The sequence below is a fragment of the Streptomyces sp. NPDC088733 genome (genome assembly GCF_044751185.1).
GTDB lineage: Bacteria > Actinomycetota > Actinomycetes > Streptomycetales > Streptomycetaceae > Actinacidiphila.
The window spans coordinates 331829-354796 of sequence record NZ_JBIVLH010000007.1 but is presented as its reverse complement, the minus strand read 5'-3'; the positions used below and the strand labels follow the sequence as shown (position 1 = coordinate 354796).

Annotated in this window: 23 protein-coding genes; 15 read left to right on the top strand and 8 right to left on the bottom strand. The window is 73.6% G+C overall.

All coding sequences use genetic code 11. From position 1 onward, the window contains the following. Positions 1–61 precede the first annotated feature (61 nt). Both ACIP64_RS16185 and ACIP64_RS16180 read left to right on the top strand, forming a co-directional pair. On the top strand, positions 62–943 hold the full coding sequence (locus tag ACIP64_RS16185) for a hypothetical protein (RefSeq protein WP_401586430.1): 882 nt from the start codon (positions 62–64) through the stop codon (positions 941–943). 37 nt (positions 944–980) lie between these two features. Continuing rightward, a complete protein-coding gene (locus ACIP64_RS16180; protein ID WP_401586428.1) occupies positions 981–1526 on the top strand; it encodes a GNAT family N-acetyltransferase in 546 nt (181 codons plus the stop codon). A gap of 17 nt (positions 1527–1543) precedes the next feature. Here ACIP64_RS16180 and ACIP64_RS16175 read toward each other — a convergent pair whose 3' ends face one another. From ACIP64_RS16175 to ACIP64_RS16160, 4 genes are all read right to left on the bottom strand, one after another. Continuing rightward, entirely contained in the window at positions 1544–2296 is a 753-nt protein-coding gene (locus tag ACIP64_RS16175) for an amino acid ABC transporter ATP-binding protein (RefSeq protein ID WP_401586425.1), read from the bottom strand. Beyond that, positions 2293–3168, bottom strand: coding sequence for an amino acid ABC transporter permease (locus ACIP64_RS16170; RefSeq protein WP_401586525.1), 876 nt, complete (start codon positions 3166–3168; stop codon positions 2293–2295). The genes ACIP64_RS16175 and ACIP64_RS16170 overlap by 4 nt, the downstream gene beginning before the upstream one ends. Before the next feature lie 2 nt (positions 3169–3170). Further along, a complete protein-coding gene (locus ACIP64_RS16165; RefSeq protein WP_401586423.1) occupies positions 3171–4079 on the bottom strand; it encodes an ABC transporter substrate-binding protein in 909 nt (302 codons plus the stop codon). A gap of 90 nt (positions 4080–4169) precedes the next feature. Then, a complete protein-coding gene (locus tag ACIP64_RS16160; RefSeq protein ID WP_401586420.1) occupies positions 4170–4865 on the bottom strand; it encodes a glycerophosphodiester phosphodiesterase in 696 nt (231 codons plus the stop codon). A 229-nt stretch (positions 4866–5094) separates the two neighbouring features. Between ACIP64_RS16160 and ACIP64_RS16155 the strand changes: the two genes are divergently transcribed. From ACIP64_RS16155 to ACIP64_RS16145, 3 genes are read left to right on the top strand one after another with little or no spacing between them, the layout of a single operon-like run. Then, a complete protein-coding gene (locus tag ACIP64_RS16155; protein WP_401586418.1) occupies positions 5095–6513 on the top strand; it encodes a DUF6421 family protein in 1419 nt (472 codons plus the stop codon). A gap of 26 nt (positions 6514–6539) precedes the next feature. Further along, positions 6540–7304, top strand: coding sequence for an SDR family NAD(P)-dependent oxidoreductase (locus tag ACIP64_RS16150; protein ID WP_401586416.1), 765 nt, complete (start codon positions 6540–6542; stop codon positions 7302–7304). Then, positions 7283–8380 (top strand): threonine aldolase family protein, encoded by a 1098-nt coding sequence (locus ACIP64_RS16145; protein ID WP_401586413.1) that lies wholly within the window; start codon positions 7283–7285, stop codon positions 8378–8380. Before ACIP64_RS16150 ends, ACIP64_RS16145 begins: the two co-directional genes overlap by 22 nt. A gap of 104 nt (positions 8381–8484) precedes the next feature. Here ACIP64_RS16145 and ACIP64_RS16140 read toward each other — a convergent pair whose 3' ends face one another. Both ACIP64_RS16140 and ACIP64_RS16135 read right to left on the bottom strand, forming a co-directional pair. Further along, a complete protein-coding gene (locus ACIP64_RS16140; RefSeq protein ID WP_401586410.1) occupies positions 8485–8763 on the bottom strand; it encodes a chaplin in 279 nt (92 codons plus the stop codon). 80 nt (positions 8764–8843) lie between these two features. After that, positions 8844–10016, bottom strand: a complete 1173-nt coding sequence (locus tag ACIP64_RS16135; protein ID WP_401586408.1) for an exo-alpha-sialidase — start codon at positions 10014–10016, stop codon at positions 8844–8846. A gap of 288 nt (positions 10017–10304) precedes the next feature. Between ACIP64_RS16135 and ACIP64_RS16130 the strand changes: the two genes are divergently transcribed. Further along, complete coding sequence (locus ACIP64_RS16130) at positions 10305–11705, top strand: peptidase C39 family protein (RefSeq protein ID WP_401586406.1); 1401 nt, start codon at positions 10305–10307, stop codon at positions 11703–11705. 21 nt (positions 11706–11726) lie between these two features. On the opposite strand, the gene ACIP64_RS16125 is transcribed toward ACIP64_RS16130, so the two are convergent. Continuing rightward, positions 11727–12656, bottom strand: coding sequence for a hypothetical protein (locus ACIP64_RS16125; protein ID WP_401586403.1), 930 nt, complete (start codon positions 12654–12656; stop codon positions 11727–11729). 68 nt (positions 12657–12724) lie between these two features. Between ACIP64_RS16125 and ACIP64_RS16120 the strand changes: the two genes are divergently transcribed. After that, positions 12725–13255: a hypothetical protein gene (locus tag ACIP64_RS16120; protein WP_401586401.1), complete on the top strand. Its 531-nt coding sequence runs from the start codon at positions 12725–12727 to the stop codon at positions 13253–13255. A gap of 9 nt (positions 13256–13264) precedes the next feature. On the opposite strand, the gene ACIP64_RS16115 is transcribed toward ACIP64_RS16120, so the two are convergent. Further along, positions 13265–14923 carry an IclR family transcriptional regulator C-terminal domain-containing protein gene (locus ACIP64_RS16115; protein ID WP_401586398.1) on the bottom strand — a complete coding sequence of 553 codons (1659 nt, stop codon included), beginning with the start codon at positions 14921–14923 and terminating at the stop codon, positions 13265–13267. Between the two features lie 135 nt (positions 14924–15058). Here ACIP64_RS16115 and ACIP64_RS16110 point away from each other — a divergent pair, with 135 nt between their 5' ends. The 8 genes from ACIP64_RS16110 to ACIP64_RS16075 are packed head-to-tail and all read left to right on the top strand — an operon-like array spanning position 15059 to position 22948. Then, positions 15059–15829, top strand: coding sequence for a CoA transferase subunit A (locus ACIP64_RS16110; protein ID WP_401586396.1), 771 nt, complete (start codon positions 15059–15061; stop codon positions 15827–15829). Next, the gene (locus ACIP64_RS16105) at positions 15829–16512 is read left to right on the top strand and encodes a CoA transferase subunit B (protein WP_401586394.1); all 684 of its coding nucleotides are present in this window, start codon (positions 15829–15831) and stop codon (positions 16510–16512) included. The genes ACIP64_RS16110 and ACIP64_RS16105 overlap by 1 nt, the downstream gene beginning before the upstream one ends. After that, complete coding sequence (locus tag ACIP64_RS16100) at positions 16509–17702, top strand: thiolase family protein (protein WP_401586392.1); 1194 nt, start codon at positions 16509–16511, stop codon at positions 17700–17702. Before ACIP64_RS16105 ends, ACIP64_RS16100 begins: the two co-directional genes overlap by 4 nt. Before the next feature lie 10 nt (positions 17703–17712). After that, positions 17713–18495 (top strand): protocatechuate 3,4-dioxygenase subunit beta, encoded by a 783-nt coding sequence (pcaH, locus tag ACIP64_RS16095; RefSeq protein WP_401586389.1) that lies wholly within the window; start codon positions 17713–17715, stop codon positions 18493–18495. Beyond that, entirely contained in the window at positions 18492–19061 is a 570-nt protein-coding gene (pcaG, locus tag ACIP64_RS16090; protein ID WP_401586386.1) for a protocatechuate 3,4-dioxygenase subunit alpha, read from the top strand. The genes pcaH and pcaG overlap by 4 nt, the downstream gene beginning before the upstream one ends. Beyond that, positions 19030–20463 (top strand): 3-carboxy-cis,cis-muconate cycloisomerase, encoded by a 1434-nt coding sequence (pcaB, locus tag ACIP64_RS16085; protein ID WP_401586383.1) that lies wholly within the window; start codon positions 19030–19032, stop codon positions 20461–20463. The genes pcaG and pcaB overlap by 32 nt, the downstream gene beginning before the upstream one ends. Positions 20464–20508: 45 nt before the next feature. Then, positions 20509–21759 carry a 4-carboxymuconolactone decarboxylase gene (pcaC, locus tag ACIP64_RS16080; RefSeq protein ID WP_401586380.1) on the top strand — a complete coding sequence of 417 codons (1251 nt, stop codon included), beginning with the start codon at positions 20509–20511 and terminating at the stop codon, positions 21757–21759. Between the two features lie 7 nt (positions 21760–21766). Beyond that, on the top strand, positions 21767–22948 hold the full coding sequence (locus ACIP64_RS16075; protein ID WP_401586377.1) for a 4-hydroxybenzoate 3-monooxygenase: 1182 nt from the start codon (positions 21767–21769) through the stop codon (positions 22946–22948). Positions 22949–22968 lie beyond the last annotated feature (20 nt).

The window sequence follows — 22968 nt, the reverse complement described above, 5'->3', positions numbered from 1 at the left end:
CCCACGAGCACCCGGGAAATCCGCGTGACACGTCGGACCGCCGTCCGGCACGCTGCCCCGCATGACGCACCGTCCCGCGTGGATCGCCCCGCTGTACCGCACGTGCCGCCGGTGCGGTGCCGAGGCCCGCTACGAGGCGGGCGGGATCGTCCTCGACGGCGTCGTCCACTGGAGCGTCGACGGCGGATGCGCGGCCTGCGGGGCGACGGCGACGGAGTGCGGACGCGGAGAGGTCCCGGGGCACGTGCGGGAGGCACTGATCGCCGCCCACGGCGAGACGGTGCTGCGCGCCGAGCCGCGGCCCGGCGGCTCCCGGGCGGCCGCGCTCAAGACCGTCCGCGAGCTGTTCGGCGTACCGCTCTCCGAGGTCCGCTCCCGCCTGCGCGCCCTTGCGGAGGGCGGCGTGAAGGGCACCGAGGTGGAGTCGAGGCTGCTCGCCGCCCGCCTGGAGGACGCCGGGTTCACCGTGTCCCTCCGGGTCCAGGAACCACCCCCGCGGAACGACCGCCTCCCGCCGAACCCCGCCGCCGACGGTTACGCCCGGTGGCCCGCCAACGCGGCCGCCCTGGGCCGGCCCGTCATCACCCGGGCTCCCTTCCGGGCCGGGGAGGCCGAGGCGGTCGCCATGTTCGAGGCGGTGGAGGGGCCGGACCTGCCCCGGGTGGAACTGGTACCTGGCAGCCTCGCGGAGGAACTGCGCGATCCCCTGGCGCGCTATCTGGCCGGGGGCAGCATCATCGTCATCGCCGTGAGCTTTGCGTGGGATCCCCTCGCGAGCGATCCGTACGACACCATCCGTCCCGGGCTGGCGACCGACGGCACCTGGACCTGGGACCTGGCCTGGGAGCACTGGGTGCGGGTGCACGGCTGCGCGCCGCCCGCGGAGTTCACCGAGCACGCGCGGGCCCGGGGTTTCGTGCCGCCGCCCGAGGAGACCGGCTAGCCTCGGGTCGAGCCGCCGCACCCGAGAGGACCCCGCCATGGAGAGCGCACCGCCCGTCGTCAGCCCCGTGTTCCGCACCGCCACCTCCGCCGATGTGCCGGCCCTGGTCGCGCTGGTCGAGTCGGCGTACCGCGGCGACGCGAGCCGGGCCGGCTGGACGACGGAAGCGGACCTCCTGGAGGGCCAGCGGACCGACCCCGAGGGGGTCTCGGCGGTCGTCGGCGGCGAGCGCAGCCGGATGCTGGTGGCCGAGTCGGACGGCGCGGTCGTGGCCTGCTGCCAGCTGGAGAACCGGGACGGGCACGCCTACTTCGGCATGTTCGCCGTCCGCCCGGGCCTGCAGGGCGGCGGGCTCGGCAGGACCGTGCTGGCCGAGGCGGAGCGCTTCGCGCGTGAGGAGTGGGGCGCCGACGCGATGCACATGACCGTGATCACCCAGCGCGAGGAACTGATCGCCTGGTACGTGCGCCGCGGTTACGAGCGCACCGGCTCCATCAGCCCCTTCCCGTACGGCGACGCCCGTTTCGGCCTGCCCACCCGTGACGACCTGGCCTTCGAGCTGCTGGTGAAGAAGCTGGGCTGAGCACGGCCGGCGGCGGCTCAGAGCCGCCCCGCCTCGACGATCCGGGACAGGAAGCGCCGGGTGCGCTCCTGCTCGGGAGCGCCGAAGACCCGCTCGGGCGTGCCCTGTTCCAGAACGATGCCGCCGTCCAGGAAGCACACCTGGTCGGCGACGTCGCGGGCGAAGCCCATCTCGTGCGTGGCGATCAGCATCGTCATCCCCTCGTCCTTGAGGTCGCGCACGACGCCGAGCACCTCCCCGACGAGTTCGGGGTCGAGCGCGGCGGTGATCTCGTCGAGCAGGAGCAGCCGGGGCCTGCCGGCCAGCGCGCGGGCGATCGCCACGCGCTGCTGCTGTCCGCCGCTGAGCCGGTCCGGGTACTCGCGCGCCTTGCCGTCCAGCCCGAGCCTGGCCAGCAGCTCGTGGGCCCGCGCCTCCGCCTCCGCGCGGGCCACGCGGTGCACCCGGCGCGGCGCGAGGGTGATGTTGTCCAGCACGGTCATGTGCGGGAAGAGGTTGTACGCCTGGAAGACCACGCCGATGCGCCGCCGCACCGTGTCCGGGTCGACGCCGGGGTGGGTGATCTCCTCGCCGTCCAGGAAGATCGCGCCGTCGTCGATCTCCTCCAGGAGGTTGGCGCAGCGCAGCAGGGTGGACTTGCCGGAGCCGGACGCGCCGATCAGGACGGTGACGCTGTGCGGCGCCACCTCCAGGCCGACGTCACGCAGCACCGGGGTCCCGCCGAAGGTCTTGCGCACGGACTCCAGCCGCAGCACGGGTGCGCCGGTCATACGGTTCCTCCTTGCGACTCGCGGCGGTTCATCCGCGCGGTGACCCAGTCGGTGAAGCGCGTCATCGGGATGGTGAGCGCGACGAACACGAGCCCCGCGACGATGTACGGGGTGTAGTTGAAGCTCCGGCCGGCGATGATCTGCGCCGCGTAGACGGCGTCGACGACCCCGGCGATGGAGACCAGGCCCGTGTCCTTCTGCAGGGACACCAGGTCGTTGAGGAGTGCGGGTACGACACGCCGTACGGCCTGCGGGAGCACGACGTACCGGAGGGTCTGCGCGCCGCTCAGCCCGAGGGAGCGCGCGGCCGCCCGCTGGCTGGGGTGGACGCTCTCGATGCCGGCCCGGAAGACCTCGGCCACGTACGCGGAGTAGGTGAGCACCAGGCCGGCGCCGCCGAGTACCACCGGGTCGGTGGGCACTCCCTGGAGACGCAGGGCCGGGACGCCGTAGATCACCGTCAGCAGGCAGATGATCAGCGGCAGCCCCCGGAAGAAGTCGACGTAGGCCACGGCCAGCGCGCGCAGGGGGAAGAGCACGGGTCCGCGCAGGGTGCGGGCGACGGCCAGCAGCAGTCCGACGACGAGCACGATCGCGCCGCACACGACCAGCAGCCGCAGGTTGAGCAGCAGCCCGTCGAGGACCTTGGGCAGTGCCTCGCGCGCGTAGTGGCCGCTCAGGAAGGTCTCCCGCACCCGGGGCCAGCCGGGGGAGCGGGTGACGGCGAGGTACAGCAGCACGGCCGTGACGAGGGTGCTGGCGGTGGCGATGCCCGCGGAACGGCGGGTCCGGAGGCGTTTGTGGCGTTCGCGCGCGATCCGCCGCTGCGACGGCGTGTACGGGTGCGCGTCCTTGTGGACGCTCTCGCCCAGGGTCACTTGAGAACCGGGGCGTCGACCGCGTCGGACAGCCACTGCTGCTCGAGCTTCGCCAGCGTGCCGTCGGACCGCAGGACGTCGACCGCGCGGCTGACACAGGGGGTGAGCGGGCTGCCCTTGTCCAGCACGAGCCCAAACTGCTCCGGCGTGCCGCCGGTGGTGTCGAACTGGCCGACGATCCGGGCGTCCTCCAGTTCGGCGGACGTGATGTAGAAGGCGGTGGGCAGGTCGAGGACGATGGCGTCCACCTGGCCGTTCTTGAGCGCGCTGACCGCGAGGTCGTTCTTCTGGTAGACGGCCGCGGCGGCGGTGGGCCTGATCCGGTCGTTGATGACGTCGAGGCTCGTGGTGCCGATCTGGGCGCCCAGCTTGACCTTCTTCAGTGCCGCGACGGTCGTGGCGGACGCGGCCGGGGAGCCCTTGAGGGCGATGACGGCCTGACGGACGTCGTAGTAGCCGGAGGAGAAGTCGACGGCCTTGCGGCGCTCGTCGGTGATCGAGATCTGGTTGAGGTCGAAGTCGAAGGTCTTGGCGCCGGGCGCGAAGGCGTTGTTGAAGGCGACCGGCTGCCACGTGACGGCTGCCTGGTCGTAGCCGAGCTGCCGGGCCACCGCGTAGGCGACCGCCGACTCGTACCCCTTGCCGTTGGCCGGTTCGTTGTCCTCGAACCAGGGGGCGTAGGCCGGATTGTCGGTGCCGATCGTCAGTTTGCCCGTGGTCCGGGTGCGCAGCGCGGACGGCGAGCACGAGGCGGCGGCCGGTGCGGATCCCGGGGGCCCGGACGTGGCCGCCCCGGTGCCGCCCGGGGCGGAGTCCTCCTGCGGCGCGCACGCCGCCGCGGTGAGGACGAGGACGGAGACGGCCGCCGCGGCGGCGAGGCGCGAGGACGCGGGAGCGTGAGGCATGGCGGGACCTTGGCACCGCCGGGCGGGCACTGTCCACGCCAAAACGCGGCGATCCCGTATGCCGGACGATTGTGTCCGGCGTGTTGCCGGCTACCAGTCCGTGAGGCCGGTGTCGACCGCGCGCTTGACCTCGGGGACGTCGGTGACCGCGCCGTCCAGGCCGAGGGCATGGGCGAGGGCGAGTTCGCGCGGGGTGTTGACCGTCCAGGCGATCACGGAGAGGCCGGCGCGGTGGCACTCCTGGACCAGGGCGAGGCTGATGCGCCGCAGGCTGAGGCTGACGAGGCGGGCGCCGACGGCCTGGGCCCGGGGGATGATCTCGGAGCCCATCGGGCCCTCGGCGACCAGGACGGTGCGGGCTTCCGGCAGGCGCTCGTGGATCTCGGCGAGGGCCGCGTCGTGGAAGGACAGCACGTCGACCCGCTCGACCAGGTCGCGCTCGCGCAGGACGTCCGCGAGGACGCGTGCGGCGGCGACGTCCTTGATCTCGGCCTGGATGGGCCTGGAGACCGCGTCGACGACCTCCTCGAAGACCGGCACGCGCTCACCGCGGCCCGCGTCGAGGCCGCGCAGCTCGGCCAGGGTGAGGTCGCTGACGAAACCGGAGCCGTCGGTGGTGCGGTCGACCTTCTCGTCGTGCATGACGATCAGGGCGCCGTCCTTGCTCAGGTGCAGGTCGAGCTCGATCTGGTCCAGTCCCTCGCGCTCGGCGCGGACGAAGGAGCGGAGGGTGTTCTCGGGCTCGACGCCCATGACACCGCGGTGACCGACGGTGAAGAAGCTCAAGACGGATCGCTTCCGGTGCTGGTGCTTGCGCAGGGCCGACGTACACCGGGCAGCCTAGCGGGCCCTTGCGGCGGCGGGCCGAACGCCGGGTGAACGGCGCGCCCGCCCACAGGAAGAATCGCGGTGATGTTGGCCTTGTGCGGAAGATTTTCCTCCGGCTCCCCTTGAATGGAAGAAGCAGGCCTATATACGGTGGCCATACAAGAGGTTCTTCTGTGAAGGAGGGGTCATGACGGAAATCCTGTCGCCGGCGACGGCGTCGAACGACAGCACGGGCACCAGCGGGACCGGTGCATCCGGCGGCGGTGTTGTCCGGCACCCGGCCTGGGCGGTCCTGAAGCGGGCGGTGGAGGAGATCCGCCCCTGGCAGCTCAAGGACGGCTCCATCGACTTCTCCGCGCAGGACGCGCCGCAGCGCGCGGTCGTCGACAGCGCGCTGGACCGCGTGGTCCGCGCCGTGGAGGACCTCTCCCCGCTGCTCCCGCACGACACGGCCTACCACCAGGCCCTGGTCAAGGACCTGCGGCGCTGGTCCGACGGCGGCTACGCGGTCCCCGACTTCCTGGACTCCCTGCTCGCCTTCCACCCCGCCGCCGAGCGCACCGACGGCCTGGAGCACCTCGTGGTGTTCCCGATGTACACCCAGAACGGCAACCCGGACCGCAATCTGGAGGCCGTCGCGCTGCGCGTGGTGTGGCCGGAGTGGCTGTCCGAGCTGGAGCGCACCCGCTACGACAACCCGCTGTTCGTGCCGATCACCTTCGAGGACTTCACGCCCGGGTACGACACGAACTCCGCGGTGCTCTTCCCCGAGACCGTCGCCGTGCGCGAGGCCCCCGAGCGCTTCACCTGGGGCGGCATCTTCTGCGACCGCGAGGCCGCGCGCTTCCGCGCCGTGAGCCGCGCCGCCGTGGACACCCTCGGCGTGGCGCTGCCCGAGGACGCCGAGGAACTGCTGGCGGACCAGGACCTCAGCCAGCAGACCTTCGTGCTGTGGGACATGATCCACGACCGCACCCACAGCCACGGCGACCTGCCCTTCGACCCCTTCATGATCAAGCAGCGCCAGCCGTTCTGGATGTACGGCCTGGAGGAGCTGCGCTGCGACCTCACGACCTTCAAGGAGGCCGTGAAGCTGGAGGCCGAGGGCCACGGCATGGGCCGTTACGTCCAGTACGCGATCCTCTTCGACCGGCTCTTCCGCTTCCCGGTCACCGGCGACCGCGTCCGCAACTACGACGGGCTCGGCGGCCAGCTGCTCTTCGCCTACCTGCACAAGCACGACGCCGTGCGCTGGACGGACAACAAGCTCCGCATCGACTGGGAGCGCGCCCCCCAGGTGACCAACCAGCTCTGCGGCGAGATCGAGCAGCTGTACCGGGACGGCATCGACCGCCCCAAGCTCGTCCACTGGTTCGCCGCCTACGACCTCGTCTCCGGCTACCTGTCCCCGCACCCCGGCTCGGTGTGGGCCAAGGGCCCGGACGCCCTCGACCTCGGCCTGCCGCCGCGCAAGCTCGTGGACGAGGTGCTGGCCGACGAGTTCCCGCTCAGCATGTTCTACGAGGCCCTGGCCAAGAAGCTCCGTGATGTGATCGCCTCGACCAAGGGCATCACCGCCCACGGCACGGGCCGGGTGGCCGCGTGACCCATGCAGCGAAGGAGGCGGCGCAGATGACGGAAGCCGGCGAGACGGCCAGGGGACCCCTGGCCGGGGCCGTGATCGCGGTGGCGGGGGCCGGCGGACCCGCCGGACGCGCCACCCTCCAGCGGCTCGCCCGCGCGGGCGCCCGCGTGGTCGGCGCCGACGCCAGCGCGGAGCGGCTCTCCGAGGCCGTCGACCTCGCGCGGGCCGGTGCGGGCGGCGCCGTCATCACCGGGGACGTCGTCGATCTGCTGGACCCGGCCGCGACGAAGGAGTGGGCCGGCCGGATCGAGAAGGAGCACGGCCGTGTCGACGGAGTGGTCCACCTCGTCGGCGGCTGGCGCGGCTCGGCATCCTTCCCGGAGACCGACCTCGCGGACTGGGACCTCCTGGAGAGGCTGCTGATCCGCACCGTCCAGCACACCTCGCTCGCCTTCCACGACGCGCTGCTGGCCGCCCCCGCCGGGCGGTACGTGCTGATCAGCGCGGCCGGCGCCACCAAGCCGACGGCCGGCAACGCGGCCTACTCCGCCGCCAAGGCCGCCGCCGAGGCGTGGACGCTGGCACTCGGCGACTCCTTCCGCAAGGCGGCGGGGGAGCAGCCGCCGACCGCCGCCGCCACGGTGCTGGTGGTCAAGGCGCTCGTGCATGATGCAATGCGCGAGGAGCGCCCGAACGCCAAGTTCGCGGGCTTCACCGATGTGACCGACCTGGCCGACGCCATCGCCGACGTGTGGAGCCGGCCCGCCGAGGAAGTGAACGGAACCCGCCAGTGGCTGACACCCCGCCCGTGACCGATCTCCCGACGGACGCCGTCCGCCACCACGACCCGAGCACGCGCGGTTTCGCGAGCGACAACTACGCGGGCGTCCACCCCGAGGTACTGGCGGCGCTCGCCCTCGCCAACGGCGGCCACCAGGTCGCCTACGGGGACGACGAGTACACCCTGCACCTGCAGGACGTCTTCCGCGCCCACTTCGGCCCGCGGGCGCAGGCGTTCCCCGTCTTCAACGGCACCGGCGCCAACGTCGTCTCGCTCCAGGCGCTCACCGAGCGCTGGGGCGCCGTGATCTGCGCGGCCTCCGCCCACATCAACGTGGACGAGGGCGGCGCCCCCGAGCGCATGGGCGGTCTCAAGCTGCTCACCGTGCCCACCCCGGACGGCAAGCTCACCCCCGAGCTGATCGACCGGGAGGCCTGGGGCTTCGACGACGAGCACCGCGCGCAGCCGCAGGTCGTCTCGATCACCCAGACCACCGAACTGGGCACCTGCTACACCCCCGAGGAGATCCGGGCGATCTGCGAGCACGCGCACGAGCGCGGTCTCGCCGTCCATCTGGACGGCTCGCGGATCGCCAACGCGGCCGCCGGCCTCGGCGTACCGCTGCGGGAGTTCACCACCGACGCGGGTGTGGACGTGCTCTCCTTCGGCGGCACCAAGAACGGGCTGCTGCTGGGCGAGTGCGTGGTCGTGCTGAACCCGGAGCGGGTCCGGGCGATGAAGCACCTGCGCAAGCTGTCGATGCAGCTGGCCTCGAAGATGCGCTTCGTCTCGGTGCAGTTCGAGGCGCTGCTCACCGGCGACCTGTGGTTGCGCAGCGCCCGTCACGCCAACGCGATGGCCCGCCGCCTGGAGGCGGCCGTACGGGACGTCGACGGCGTGACGGTCGTCCGGCCCGTCCAGGCGAACGCGGTCTTCGCGCTGCTGCCGCGTGAGGTCAGCGAACGGCTGCAGAAGCGCTACCGCTTCTATTTCTGGGACGAGTCCACCGGCGAGGTGCGCTGGATGTGCTCGTTCGACACCACCGAGGAGGACGTGGACTCCTTCGCGGCCGCGCTGGCCGAGGAAATGGCCGCGCAATCCTCCTGAGCGGTTTCCCCGGGGGATGAATTCCCCGGCGGGGAAAGCGACCCGGAACACGGCGAGGGGCGTACCGGACGATTCCGGTACGCCCCTCGCGCCGTTCCGTGGTGTCAGCGGTTGACGCAGACGTTGCCGGCCACCGGGTTGAGCAGCGCGACGGCGTTGATGCCGTTGCCGCAGACGTTGATCGGGATGTTCACGGGCACCTGGACGACGTTGCCGCTCAGGATGCCGGGCGAGCCGATGGCCGCGGCACGCGCGTGGGCACCGCCGCCGCCGTGGCCGCCGAAGCCGCCGCCGTGGCCGCCGGCGAAGGCGCCGGTGGCGCCCCCGAGCACGGTCACACCGGCGACAGCGGTCACGGCCGCGGCCTTCGCGATGCGCTTCATGGCGTTCTCCTTAGAGATTCGTTGGTGACCCCGGCCGACGACGTGCACGCCACCCGAATGTGGGCGCCCGCCGGATCCGGTCACGAGGTGAGCCGGTTGAAGGTCAGGGTTTCGTACGGAGAAGTGGTTCCCGTCTCGTAGAGCAGCCCCACCGTGCCACCCCCCAAGTCCACCAGGTCGGAGTACGCGGCGGGGTGACTGTTCGCCAGCCAGGCCTGCTCCCAGTAGATGCCGCCGTCGTTGCTCGTCCTGAGCGCCATGGCGGCGCGCGCCCCCGGATCGGACGGTCCGGAGTACACCAGCGGCCCGCCGGGCAGCTGCAGGACGCTGCCCTGCACCTCGGGCCCTTCCAGGGCCTCCTGGGGCTCGAAGCTGCCCTCCACGCTCTCCCCGCCGTCGGTGCTGTAGGCGTTGGCCCGCGAGGCGTTGGAGAAGCCGCCGTCGTCGCGGCTGTTGATGTAGATCCGGCCGTCCGGCAGTTCGGCCAGGCTGGTCTCGTTGAGGTTGATCCAGCCGCCGGGGACCTCCTCGACGAAGCCGATGTGCCAGGTCCTGCCGTGGTCGTCGCTGTAGAGGGCGTGGGCGCCGTGCACCACCTCGCCGTCGACGACGGCGGTGTGGTTGGCCGGGACGAGCAGGCGCCCGGCGTGCGGACCGCTGCGCAGGGCGATGGCGTGGCCGGGTCCGGTGGCATACCAGCGCCAGTTGTCGGGTTTGACGCTCTTGGTGATCTGCCGGGGCGCGGACCACTTGCCCCCACCGGAGTCGCTGTGCAGTTCCCAGACCTGCCGGGCGTCGTAGACCGCCTGGGAGGCGCCACCGAGCTGAGCCTTCGTCAGATTGCCGACGGTGCGGCAGATCAGCAGCACGATGCGGCCGGTCTTCGGGTCGGCGACCGGGGTGGGGTTGCCGAACGCCTGGCCCCCGCCGCGGGCGATGACGCGCATGGGCTGCCAGGTGCAGCCGCCGTCCAGCGAGCGGCGCAGCACCACGTCGATGTCGCCCTCGTCGCTCGCCGAATTGCGGCGGCCCTCGGCGAACGCGAGCACGGTGCTCTTGCCGATCCGGAGGACGGCTGGGATGCGGAAGGTGTGGTAACCGCTGGTGCCGGAGCGGAACGGCACGGACGTGGCGCATTGCGCGGTGGGTGCCACGGCCGCCTCTCCGGCCGGCGCCTGCCAGCCCGCCGCCCCGGTGAAAAGGACGGCCAGACCGGCCAGCGTGCGCTTGCTTCTGACGGCACCGAGTGTCATCAGGCTTCCTCCGGAGCGGCGTCGACATGGCCAGAAGCGCAAGATTCTCATCCGCCATGCGGGGTGCGTGGATGACACTCCGTTCGCATTTTTTCTGGTAAGTCAATATGAGTAATGCGCGCGAAACGATGCCGATATCCTTGACACATTTTTGGCGTGTCCCTTGGCTGCATTCGATGGCATCGCCCGGCGAACATGCTCCAATGTGCCGGAACCGATGGCCGAAAGGCCCGTGCGGGACGACAGTTGACCCGCTGTCGTCCGAGCTCAGGACAGGGGGGACCGCCCATGACACGAATCGCCCCACGCCGCGCGGTGCTCGCCGCCGCCCTCGCGGTGGCGAGCACCGCGGCAGCACCCAGGGCCTCTGCCGCCGGCGGCGGGAACCGCCCCTGTGCCCCGGGCCCGGCGGGCGGCAGGCCCGGCCCGTACCCGTACGGCGATCAGGACGAGGCCCCCGTGGACCACCACGCATGGACCCGCTGGTCCGACTGGCACAGCGGCGACGGCAGCGGAACCTGCGTCGAACCCGGTCCCCGCCCCGGCATCTCCATCGGCAGGCCCTCCGGCGTCCTGGAGTACGCCGACCCGCACACCGGGATCACCGAGACGTGGGAGACCGCCACGTGGACCTCGCCGGTCCACACCCCGCGCAACCCCGCGACCGAGATCGTCGCCTCCTGGAACGCCCGCACCCCCGCGGAGACCTGGATCCAGGTGGAACTGCGCGCCGCCTACACCGACGGCAGCACGACCCCCTGGTACGTCATGGGCCGCTGGGCCTCCGGCGACGCCGACATCCGGCGCACCTCGGTGGACGGCCAGGCCGACGCCAGGAGCGGCGTCTCGACCGACACCCTCGCCGTCACCGACCCCGCGTCCGGCGTGCGCCTGGCCTGGTACCGGCTGCGCCTGACGCTCCTGCGCCGCCCCGGCAGCCGCGCGACCCCCACCGTCTGGCGGGTCGGCGCGATGGCCTCCGACATCCCCGACCGCTTCACCGTGCCCGCCTCCGAGCCCGGCGTGGCGCGCGGCATCGAACTGCCCGTGCCGCGCTACTCCCAGGAGATCCACAAGGGCCAGTACCCGGAGTACGACAACGGCGGCGAGGCCTGGTGCAGCCCCACCTCCTCGCAGATGGTCGTCGAGTACTGGGGCCGCGGACCGGACGAGGACGACCTCGCCTGGGTCGACCCCTCCTACGAGGACCCGCAGGTCGACCACGCCGCCCGCTTCACCTACGACTACCAGTACGAGGGCTGCGGCAACTGGCCCTTCAACACCGCCTACACCGCCACCTACCCCGGCCTCGTCGCGACCGTGACGCGCCTGCACGGCCTGCACGACGTGGAGCGGCTGATCCGGGCCGGCATCCCGGTGATGACGTCCCAGTCCTTCCTGGCCACCGAACTGGACGGGGCGGGCTACGGCACCTCCGGTCATCTGATGTGCGTCATCGGATTCACCCCCGAGGGTGATGTGATCGTCAACGACCCCGCGAGCCGCGACGACGAGGCCGTGCGCCGGGTCTACCCGCGGGCGCAGTTCGAGACCAACTGGCTGAGGACGAAGCGCTACGCCGCCGACGGCCAGGTCCGCGGCGGCACCGGCGGCGTCTGCTACCTCTCCTGGCCGCTGTGGCCGTCCCCGGCCCAGATCCGGGTGCTGCACCGGATCGGGGTGCTCTGAGCGCATCACGGTCACGGCGGGTCAGTCGCGCATGGGCAGCTGTGTCAGCGGGGCGAGTTCGGCGTCGGTCGCGGGCCGGAGGGTGGACAGGATACGGCGGGCTGCCGCGAGACCCGGCCCGGGGCCGGTCTCGTGGAGGGTCACGGTGCAGACCAGGCCGCCGCGGTGCAGCCGCAGTTCACGTCGTTCATAGCCGCTCTCGTACGTGACGAGCAGCCGGCCCCCGCCGTCGTCCGTGCAGCGGATCGTCTCGCCGAAGGGGACGGGGCAGCCGCGCGCGTCCACGCGCCGGGTGTCCTCGCCGGTGCGTTCGACGGCGAGGTGCAGGGCCGTGGTGCCGGGGCGTTCGTAGTCGGCGCCGAAACCGTCCTCGCTCGCGCCCCGCACGCTCAGCGCGTAGCCCGGCGGGGCGTCGCCCACGCGCAGCAGGGCCCGGTCCACGTCGTTCGCGCGGAGCCAGGTGCCGAGCGTGGGGGGCCGTCCGGCGTCCCAGGCGGTCCAGGCCCCGCCGGTGGCGAACAGGGCCGCCGCGACGACAGCGGCGATCCGCGTCCGGGCGCCGGGAAGGAAGAACGCGGCGGCCAGCGCGTAACAGACCCCTCCCGAGACGTACAGCACGAACCCGTTCCGCAGGCCGTCGGCATGCAGGCGCACCGCCACGGCGATCAGCGCCCCGGCCGTGCCCGCCCCGAACACGGCGGCGGCCCACGCCCAGACCCCGCCGCGCCGCTTTGTCACCGGTATCAGGTGGCGCGCCGCGAACCCCGGCGCTGCGAGCAGCGCCACCGCGACCGGCGCCCAGCAGAGGGCGGCGACCGCTCCCGCCGTGGCCCCGCCGGCGAACAACCCGACGCCCACCACAAAAAAACCGACCGCGGTGAGCGCGGAGCCCATGAGCCACACCATGGTGAGGTGGACAAGTGCCGGCCCCGTCGTGTGCTTCGAGATCATGCCCTGTGATCACGCACGCTCCGCGGCCCCGGTTCCCGCCGCCGCGGCGGACGCTCTACCGTGGCGGCGTGGACGACGCAGTGCGGTGTTACCGCTATGTCGGACCGGCGGCCCTGCGGGCGGCCGTGCGGCCGGGAACCGCGGGACGGCCGATCCGCCGCGCGGGGGACTTCGCCGCGTGGGCCGCGGAGCAGACGGCCGCGGACCTGGCGGAGCCCTTCACCTACATCGTGGACGTCGCCGGTGTGCTGCGCCTGGCGCCGCGCCGCAGTGAGCACGTGGCGTGCGCCGGCGGCGGCGAAGTGCTGGGGGCGGGGGAGATGGCCTTCCTGGGGACGGCCGGGCAGTGGGCGGCCGTCGAGGTCAGCAACCTCTCGACCGGGTACTGCCCGGACACCGGGTCCTGGCCGGCGGTGGCCCGCGCCCTGGACCGTGCCGCGATCGGGCGTCCGGCCGGCTTCACGCACGCGGTGGTCTTCCGGCGCTGCACCGGGTGCGGGGAGCGCGGGATCGTGCGGGAGGACGACTTCGTGTGCGTCTTCTGCGGGAGCGACCTGCCCCGTGAGTGGAACGTGGACCCTTCCACCCCGCTCCTGTGACGCGGCGGGTCAGGAGACGGCGACGCGGGCGTAGCGGCCCACGACGCGCAGGTCCTCCTCGATGCGGGCGGCGGCCGCGCGGAGCGGGGGGAGGAGGTCGGCGCGGGACTGCTCCACGGTGCGGCGGCTGGCGTGCATCGAGACGTTGACGGCGGCCACGACCCGGCCGGTGCCGTCGCGGACGGGGACCGCGATGGACCGCAGACCCTCCTCCAGTTCCTCGCTGACCAGCGCGTGGCCGTCCGCGGCGGCCACGTCGAGGACCTCGTTCAGGGCCCGCAGGCCGGTGACGGTGTGCGGGGTGAGGGCGGTGCGGTCGGTGTGGGCGAGCAGGTCGGCGCGTTCGCCGGCGGGCAGGCCCGCGAGGAGGACCCGGCCCATCGCGGTGGCGTACGCGGGGAAACGGGTGCCGACGGTGATGTTGACGCTCATGATGCGGACGGTGGGGACCCTGGCCACGTACTGGATGTCCGTGCCCGACAGCACGGCCATGGAGGCGGAGTCGTGCACGTGCGCCACGAGGCCGACCAGGTGCGGCGCGGCGATCTGGGACAGGGGCAGGCGGGACAGGTGGGCGCAGCCGAGCTCCATCACGTGCGGGGTGAGCCGGAAGAGCCGCTCGTCGGCGGCGACGTAGCCCAGGTGCTCCAGGGTGATCAGCGAGCGGCGCGCGGTGGCCCGGGCCAGGCCGGTGGCCTCGGCGACGGCGGTCAGAGGCAGCGCGGAGCGGCCCTCGCCGAACGCGGTGAGCACGGCGAGCCCGCGGGCCAGGGACTCCACGAACTCCGGCCCGAGCTCCTGCTTGGAGGCCCGCGTCCAGGCCGCCGGGACCGGGCCGGACGCGGCGGCGGGCGGTCCGGCGGGGGCGGCGAGCGCCCGCTCCATCGCGGCGACCGTTGCGCGCAGCCGGGGCAGGACCGCCGCCCGCAGCGAGTCGGCGCTGTGCCTGCTGGTGTGGCTGACCACGCTCACCGCGCAGATCGTGGTGCCGGCCGGGTCGCGCACCGGTACGGCGACGGCGATCAGGCCGGGCTCGATGAGCTGGTCGTCCGCCGACCAGCCGTGCTCCCCGGCGGCCCGGACGCGCTCCTCGAAGGAGGCGGCGCCCTCGTCGTGGCCCTCCGGCAGGGCGGGGAAGCCCGCGCCGTGGGGGTCGGCCGCCCGGCGCCGCCGCCAGCGGTCCCACTCGGCAGCGCCCCACCCGCAGGCGAACAGCGCGCCGGGGGCGCCCCGTTCGGCGGGCAGCAGATCGCCCAGCCGGAAGGTCAGCGACATGGCGCGGCGCCGGGTGACCTGGTGCACGAAGCGCACGCCGTCCCCGTCGGGCACCGCGATGGACACCGACTCGTCCAGGCCGTCCGCCAGTGCGTCGGCGAGCGGTCCCAGGAGGTCGGGCAGCCGGCTGGCGGCCAGGTAGGCGTTGCCCAGTTCCATCAGCCGGGGTGCGAGGACGGCGTCGCGGCCCTCCAGGCGCAGGTAGCCGGTGCGGGTGAGGGTGCTGACCACCCGGTCCACGGTGGAGCGGGCGAGTCCGGTGTCCCGTACGAGGTCGCCCACCGAGCGCCGTCCGTCGGCCGCCGCGAGCCCGCGCAGTACGGCGAGTCCCCGGACGAGGGGGCCCACGGCCTCCCGCGGCGGGAGGGCGGTGGCGGGTGCGGGGGATGTCATGGGCGCTCCAGCACGGAGATATGTCGTCGAAACCGTACCGCTCCGGCACGTTGACAGAGCGGGCGCCGGAGGATCACACTCGGCCATCGATAATTGTGAACTTAAGTTCACCAGGCGAACAAGAGGTGGCACGGGATGGACAAGGTGGTCGCCTCGGCCGCCGAGGCCGTGGCGGACGTCCATGACGGGGCGTCGCTGGCCGTCGGCGGTTTCGGCCTGAGCGGCGTGCCCAACACGCTCATCCAGGCCGTCCACGACGCCGGGACCGGCGGCCTCGCCGTCGTCTCCAACAACTGCGGCGCCCTGGACTCCGGCCTCGCCGTCCTGCTCGCCGCCGGCCGCATCGCCCGGGTGACCGGCAGCTACATCGGCGCCAACAAGGAGTTCGCCCGCCAGTACCTGGCCGGCGAGCTGGAGCTCGAACTCATCCCGCAGGGCACCCTCGCCGAGCGCCTGCGCGCCGGGGGCTGCGGCATCCCCGCCTTCTACACGCCCGCCGGCGTCGGCACGCAGGTCGCCGACGGCGGCCTGCCCTGGCGGTACGACGGCGAGGGCGGGGTGGTCGTGGCCTCCCCGCCCAAGGAGGTCCGCGAGTTCGACGGCGTCGCATACGTCCTGGAGCGCGGCATCACCACCGACTTCGCGCTGGTCCGCGCCGCGAAGGGCGACCGGCACGGCAACCTGGTCTTCGCGAAGTCCTCCCGCAACTTCAACCCGCTCGCCGCCATGGCCGGCCGTGTGACCGTCGCCGAGGTCGAGGAACTGGTCGAGCCCGGTGAGCTCGACCCCGACCAGGTCCACCTGCCGGGCATCTTCGTGCAGCGGGTCGTCGCCCTCACCCCCGGACAGGCCGCCGACAAGAAGATCGAGTTCCGCACGGTCACCCCGAGGGAGGCGTCGGCCTGATGGCCTGGACACGCGACGAGATGGCCGCCCGCGCGGCGCTGGAACTGCGCGACGGCGAATACGTCAACCTCGGCATCGGACTGCCGACGCTGATCCCCAACCACCTCCCCCCGGGCGTCGAGGTCGTCCTGGAGTCGGAGAACGGCATCCTGGGCACCGGCCCCTTCCCGTACGAGGACGAGGTCGACCCCGACCTGATCAACGCCGGCAAGGAGACCGTCACCGTCCTGCCCGGCGCCGCGTTCTTCGACTCCGCGCTGTCCTTCGGCATGATCCGCGGCGGCCACATCGACACCGCCGTGCTCGGCGCCATGCAGGTCTCCGCCCGCGGCGACCTGGCCAACTGGGCGATTCCCGGCAAGCTGGTCACCGGCATCGGCGGTGCCATGGACCTCGTGCACGGCGCCCGGCGCGTCATCGTCACCATGACCCACACCGCCAAGGACGGCAGCCCCAAGATCCTCCAGGAGTGCGCCCTGCCGCTCACCGGGAAGGCGTGCGTCGACCGGATCATCACCGACCTCGGCGTGCTCGACGTCACCGGCGACGGACTCGTCCTCGTCGAGACGGCCCCCGGCGTCGCCGTGGAGGAGATCCTGGAGAGGACCGCCGCCCCGGTCCGCACCACCCGAGACACCGGCGACACCGCCGTCGCCGCCACAGGCCGAGGAGCCCTGTCATGAGCCAGCACCTGCGCGAGGTCTACATCGTCGACGCCGTCCGCACCCCGGTCGGCAAGTACGGCGGCGCCCTCTCGGGCGTCCGCCCGGACGACCTCGCCGCGCACGTCGTCGGCTCGCTCATGGCCCGGACCCCCGACCTCGACCCGGCCCGTGTCGACGACGTGTTCTTCGGCGACGCCAATGCCGCGGGCGAGGACAACCGCGACGTCGCGCGCATGGCCGTCCTGCTGGCCGGACTGCCCGTCACCGTCCCCGGCACCACCGTCAACCGGCTCTGCGGCTCCGGCCTCGAAGCGGTCATCCAGGCCGCCCGCGCGGTCGCGGTCGGCGACGTCTCCGTCGCCATAGCCGGCGGCGTGGAGTCCATGAGCCGCGCTCCCTGGGTGCTGCCCAAGCCCGAACGCGCCTTCCCCGCCGGCCACCAGGAGATGTACTCCACCACCCTGGGCTGGCGCATGGTCAACCCGCGGATGGACCCGCGGTGGACCATCCCGCTCGGCGAGAGCGCCGAGCTGATCGCCGACCGGCACGGCATCACCCGCGAGCAGCAGGACGCCTGGGCCGTGGCCAGCCATGAGAAGGCCGCCCGCGCGTGGAAGGACGGTCTGTACGACGCGGAGGTCGTGCCGCTGGACGGCGTGGACCTCGTCCGCGACGAGACCATCCGCGACACCACCTCCATGGAGGCGCTCGCCCGCCTCAAGCCCGCCTTCCGCAAGGACGGCGGGACGGTGACCGCGGGCAACTCCTCGCCGCTGAACGACGGCGCGGCCGCCCTGCTGGTCGTCGACGAGGAGGGGCTGCGGGCCACCGGCCGCGAACCGCTCGCCCGCATCCGCGCCTCCGCGGTCACCGGCATCGAGCCCGACTACTTCGGCCTCGCCCCGGTCGAGGCCGTGCGCAAGGCACTGGCGAAGTCCGGCAAGGGTTTCGGCGACCTCAGCACCGTCGAGCTCAACGAGGCCTTCGCCGCCCAGGTGCTGGGCTGCCTGGCCGGCTGGCCCGAACTGGACCCGGCGCTGGTCAACCCGCGCGGCGGCGCCATCGCCGTCGGCCACCCGCTCGGCGCGTCCGGCGCCCGCATCGCCGGCGCGGTCGCCCACCAGCTCGCCGCCCGGGGCTCCGGCACCGGCCTGGCGGCCCTGTGCATCGGCGTCGGGCAGGGCCTCGCCCTCGTCCTCGAGAGGTAGGAGCGCGCGCATGGCCACCCCGCTCACGCAGGACGAGATCTCCCGCGAGATCGCGGCGGCCCGCGAGGCGTACGCCGCGCGCCTCGCGGACGGCGCGGCCGTCGAGCACCACCCCCGGCGTGGCTACGCGCCCTACCGCAGCAGCGTGCTGCGGCACCCGAAGCGCCCCCTGGTCGCCGCCGGTCCGGCCGGCGGCGACCCCGAGGCCGTGGAGCTGTCGGGGCCTGTCTTCGGCGTCACCGACGTCACCGCCCTGGACCACGACCTCACCCGGCAGCACCGGAGCGAGCCGCTCGGCGAGCGGATCCGGGTCACCGGGCGCGTCCTGGACCGCCGGGGCCGCCCCGTGCGCGGCCAGCTCGTCGAGATCTGGCAGGCCAACGCCTCCGGCCGCTACGCCCACCAGCGCGACGACCACCCGGCCCCGCTCGACCCCGGCTTCACCGGGCTCGGGCGCACGCTGACCGGGGAGGACGGAACGTACGAGTTCGTCACGATCAAGCCGGGCGCCTACCCCTGGCGCAACCACCTCAACGCCTGGCGCCCGGCCCACATCCACTTCTCGCTCTTCGGCACGGCGTTCACCCAGCGCCTCGTCACGCAGATGTACTTCCCCGGCGACCCGCTCTTCGCGGGCGACCCCATCCTCCAGTCGGTCACCGACGACCGCGCGCGGCAGCGCCTGGTCGCCGCCTACGACCACGACCTGTCCACGCCGGAGTGGTCGCTCGGCTACCGCTGGGACATCGTCCTGGACGGACCCGCCGCCACCTGGGCCGAGGAGGGCCGATGAACCCGCCCCACGCCCCCACGCCCTCGCAGACGGTCGGCCCCTTCTACGGCTACGCGCTGCCCTTCGCCAAGGGCGGGGACCTGGCACCTCCCGGCCACCCCGGGGCGGTCACGGTCCACGGGTACGTGTACGACGGCGCGGGGCAGCCCGTCCCCGACGCGATGATCGAGCTCTGGCAGCCCGCCCCCGACGGCTCCCGGCACGGCGCCCCCGGCTCCCTGCGCCGCGACCCCGTGGACGGCGCGGTCCTCGGCCGCGACGGGCCGGCCTTCACCGGCTTCGGCCGCGTGCCCACCGACGCCGACGGGCACTACGCCTTCCGTACGCTGCCGCCCGGCGGCGTCCCGTACCTGTCGATGATCGTCTTCGCCCGCGGCCTGCTGCACCACCTGCACACCCGCGCCTATCTGGAGGACGCGGACGGCGACCCGCTGCTCGGCTCGCTGGAGCCGGAGCGGCGCGCCACGCTGCTCGCCACTCCGGACGGCGACGGCGTCCACCGTTTCGACATCCGCCTGCAGTACGACGGAGTGCATGAGGAGACGGTCTTCCTTGCCTTCGACTGACCCCTTCGCCGACACCGGCCTGCTCTCCCCGGGCCGGGCCGGTACGCCGGTGGAGGAGGCGACCGGCGATGCCGCGTTCGTCCGCGGCATGCTCGACGCCGAGGCCGCGCTGACCCGCGCGCAGGCCGCGCTGGGTCTCGCGCCGCCCGCCGCGGCCGCCGCGGTGACGGCCGCGGCGGGCGACACCGTCCGGTACGACCCGCGCGACCTCGCCCTGCGCGCCCGCTCCGGCGGCAACCCCGTCGTCCCGCTGGTGGCCGACCTGACGGCGGCCGTGGCGGACCGGGACGAGGCCGCCGCGCCCTACGTGCACCGCGGTGCCACCAGCCAGGACATCGTCGACACCGCCGCCATGCTGGTGGCCTCGCGTGCGCTGGAGCCCGTGCTCGGCGACCTCGCCCGCACCGCCGGCGCGCTCGGACGGCTGGCCCGCGAGCACCGCGACACGCCCATGGCCGGGCGCACCCTCACCCAGCACGCCGTCCCCACCACCTTCGGGCTGAAGGCGGCGGGCTGGCGCGCCCTCGTCCTCGACGCCCACGACCGCCTGGCGGCCGTCCGGGGCGCGCTGCCCGCCCAACTGGGCGGCGCGGCGGGCACCCTCGCGGCATTCCACGCCTTCGCCGAGGCGGCCTCCGCGGAGGAGGTTCCGCACGACCTGGGGGAGCGGCTGACCGCCGCGTACGCCACCGAGACGGGGCTCGCCGAACCCGGGCTGCCCTGGCACACCCTGCGTACCCCCGTCGCCGACCTCGGCGGCGCGCTCGCCTTCACGGCGGGCGCGCTGGGGAAGTTCGCGGCCGACGTCCTCGTCCTGACCCGCACCGAGATCGGCGAGGTCGCCGAGGGCACCGGCGGGGACTCCTCCGCCATGCCCCACAAGGCCAACCCCGTGCGCGCCGTGCTCATCGCCGCCGCGGCCCGCCAAGTGCCCGCGCTCGTCTCGGTCCTGTACCACTCCCTCGCCGCCGAGGACGAACGGCCCGCGGGGGCCTGGCACGCCGAATGGCAGCCGCTGCGCGAGGCACTGCGCCTCGCCGGCGGCGCGGCGGCCGCCGCCGCCGAACTGGCCGGGGGACTGCGCGTCCACCCGCACCGCATGCGCGACAACCTCGACGCGACCGGCGGTCTGGTCGTCAGCGAGCGCCTGGCCGCGGCGCTCGCGGCCCTGATCGGCCGCGACGAGGCCGGGGCTGCGCTCGCGAGGGCCTCCCGCAGGGCCGTCGAGGAGGGTATCGACCTCGACGACGTCCTCGCCGAGGACCCCGCCCTCGCGGCTCTCCTCCCCAAGGACCGGCTGCGCGACCTCACCGACCCCGCCCGCTACACCGGATCCGCGGCCGCCCTCGTGGACCGGGCCCTGCGCCGCCCCGACCCCCCGCCGCCCGGCGGGTCCCACTGACCCGGAACGCCCGCACCCCCGCACGCCCTTACCCCAGGAGGACGCATGAGCGGCAGCACACCGGCCGGTGCCGAGGGGGCACGGCTGCTGCATCACCGGGTCGACGGACCCGCCGGGGCGGCCGGGGCGGCCGGGCGCCCCGCGCTGCTGCTGGGCCCGAGCCTGGGCACGTCACTGGCGGTGTGGGACGCCCAAGTGCCCGCGCTCGCCCGCGACCACCGGGTGGTCCGCTGGGACCTGCCCGGGCACGGCGGCACACCGGCCGGGCTGCTGCCGCCGGACGCCACGACCGCGGACCTGGGGCGGATGGTGCTGGAACTCGCCGACGCCCTCGGCATCGAGCGGTTCGGGTACGCGGGCATCTCGCTGGGCGGCGCGGTCGGGACATGGCTGGCGATCCACCACCCGGAGCGGGTGAGCTCGCTGGCGGTCCTGTGCGCCGCGGCCCGCTTCGGGACCCCGGAGGGCTGGCGGGACCGGGCCGCGCTGGTGCGCGCGAAGGGCACCGGGCCGGTCGCCGACACCACGGCGGCGCGCTGGTTCACGTCCGGCTCCGTGCCGGGCCCGGCGGGCGAGGCCCTCGTGGACGATCTGCGGGCCGCCGACCCGGAGGCGTACGCGCGGCTGTGCGAGGTGCTCGCCACGCACGACGGGCGGGCCGGCCTGGCGGCGATCACCGCGCCGACCCTCGTCGTCGCCGGCCGCGAGGACCCCGCGGCAACGGTCGCCGACGCCCGCGAACTCGCGGACGGCATCCCCGGCGCGAGCCTCACCGAGGTCGCGCACGCCGCGCACCTGGCCAACGTCGAGCGCCCGGCACCCGTACTGGCCGCGCTGCTCGGCCACTTGACGTCCGGCCCCGCCACCGACGACGGCTCCCGCCACGCCGCGGGCACGGCGGTCCGCCGCGCCGTGCTCGGCGACACCTACGTGGACCGGGCGGTCGCGCGGACCACGGCCTTCACCGCGCCCTTCCAGGACTTCATCACCCGCTACGCGTGGGGCGAGATCTGGACCCGGCCCGGCCTGGACCTCAGGACCCGCAGCTGCGTCACGCTCACCGCGCTCGTGGCGCACGGCCACCTCGACGAACTGGCGCTGCACGTCAGGGCGGCCCGGCGCAACGGCCTGACACGGGAGGAGATCCGGGAGGTTCTGCTCCAGTCGGCCGTCTACTGCGGTGTGCCCGCCGCGAACGCTGCGTTCGCCGTGGCGAACCGCGTCCTCGAAGAGGAAGGACCAGAAGGACCAGAAAGACCAGAAGAACCGGGAGAAGTACCGGAAGAGGGGGAGTAGACCACTCATGCAGACCCACACCACCGTCGGCATCGTCGGCGGCGGACCCGCCGGCCTGCTGCTGGCCCGGCTCCTGCACCGCTCGGGGGTCGACTGCGTGGTCCTGGAGAGCCGGGAACGCGCCTACGTGGAGCACCGCCAGCGGGCCGGGATCCTCGAGCAGTCCACGGTCGACGTCCTGCGCTCCTGCGGTGCGGCGGACCGCCTGGACCGCGAGGCCCTGGTCCACGACGGCATCGAACTGCGCTGGAACCGGCGCACCCACCGCCTGGACTTCCCCGCGCTCACCGGCGGCCGCCGTGTGTGGGTGTACGCGCAGACGGAGGTCGTCAAGGACCTGATCGCCCTGCAGCTCGAGGACGGCGCCCCGCTGGTGTTCGGCGCGCCGGTGCAGGCGGTCGAGGGGGCCGACACCGAAAGCCCGGTGATCCACTACACCCACGAGGACCGTGACAAGACCCTGACCTGCGACTACGTCGTGGGCTGCGACGGCTTCCACGGGGTGACCCGCCGGGCGGTCCCCCACGGGGCGACCCGGACGTACGAGCGGGTCTACCCGTACTCGTGGTTCGGCATCCTCGCCGACGTCCCGCCGTCCAGCGACGAGTTGATCTACGCGCACTCGCCGCGCGGCTTCGCCCTGCACAGCATGCGCTCGCCCCAGGTCAGCCGGCTCTACCTCCAAGTGCCCAACGGCACGGACACCGACGACTGGCCCGATGAGCGGATCTGGGACGAACTGGACGCCCGCTTCGCGATCGACGGCGACTGGAAGCTGGCCCGGGGACCGATCACCTCCAAGGCGGTGCTGCCGATGCGCAGTTCCGTCACCGAACCCATGCGCTGGGGACGGGTGCTGCTCGCCGGGGACGCCGCGCACATCGTGCCGCCCACCGGCGCCAAGGGACTCAATCTGGCCGCCGCCGACGTGGTCGTGCTGGCCAGGGCGTTCGCGCACCTGCGGGAGACCGGGTCGGAAGCCCTGCTGGACGCCTGGTCCGACACCTGCCTGCGCCGGGTGTGGCGGGCCGAGCACTTCTCCTGGTTCATGACCACGACCCTCCACACCGACCCCACGCTCGGCGACTTCGACGCCCGGCTTCAGACCAGCCAGCTCGACCGCATCGCGGTCTCCCGGCACGCGGCGGCGGAGCTGGCGGAGAACTACGCGGGTCTGGAGATCGGCTGACCGACCTGTTACGCCTTCCT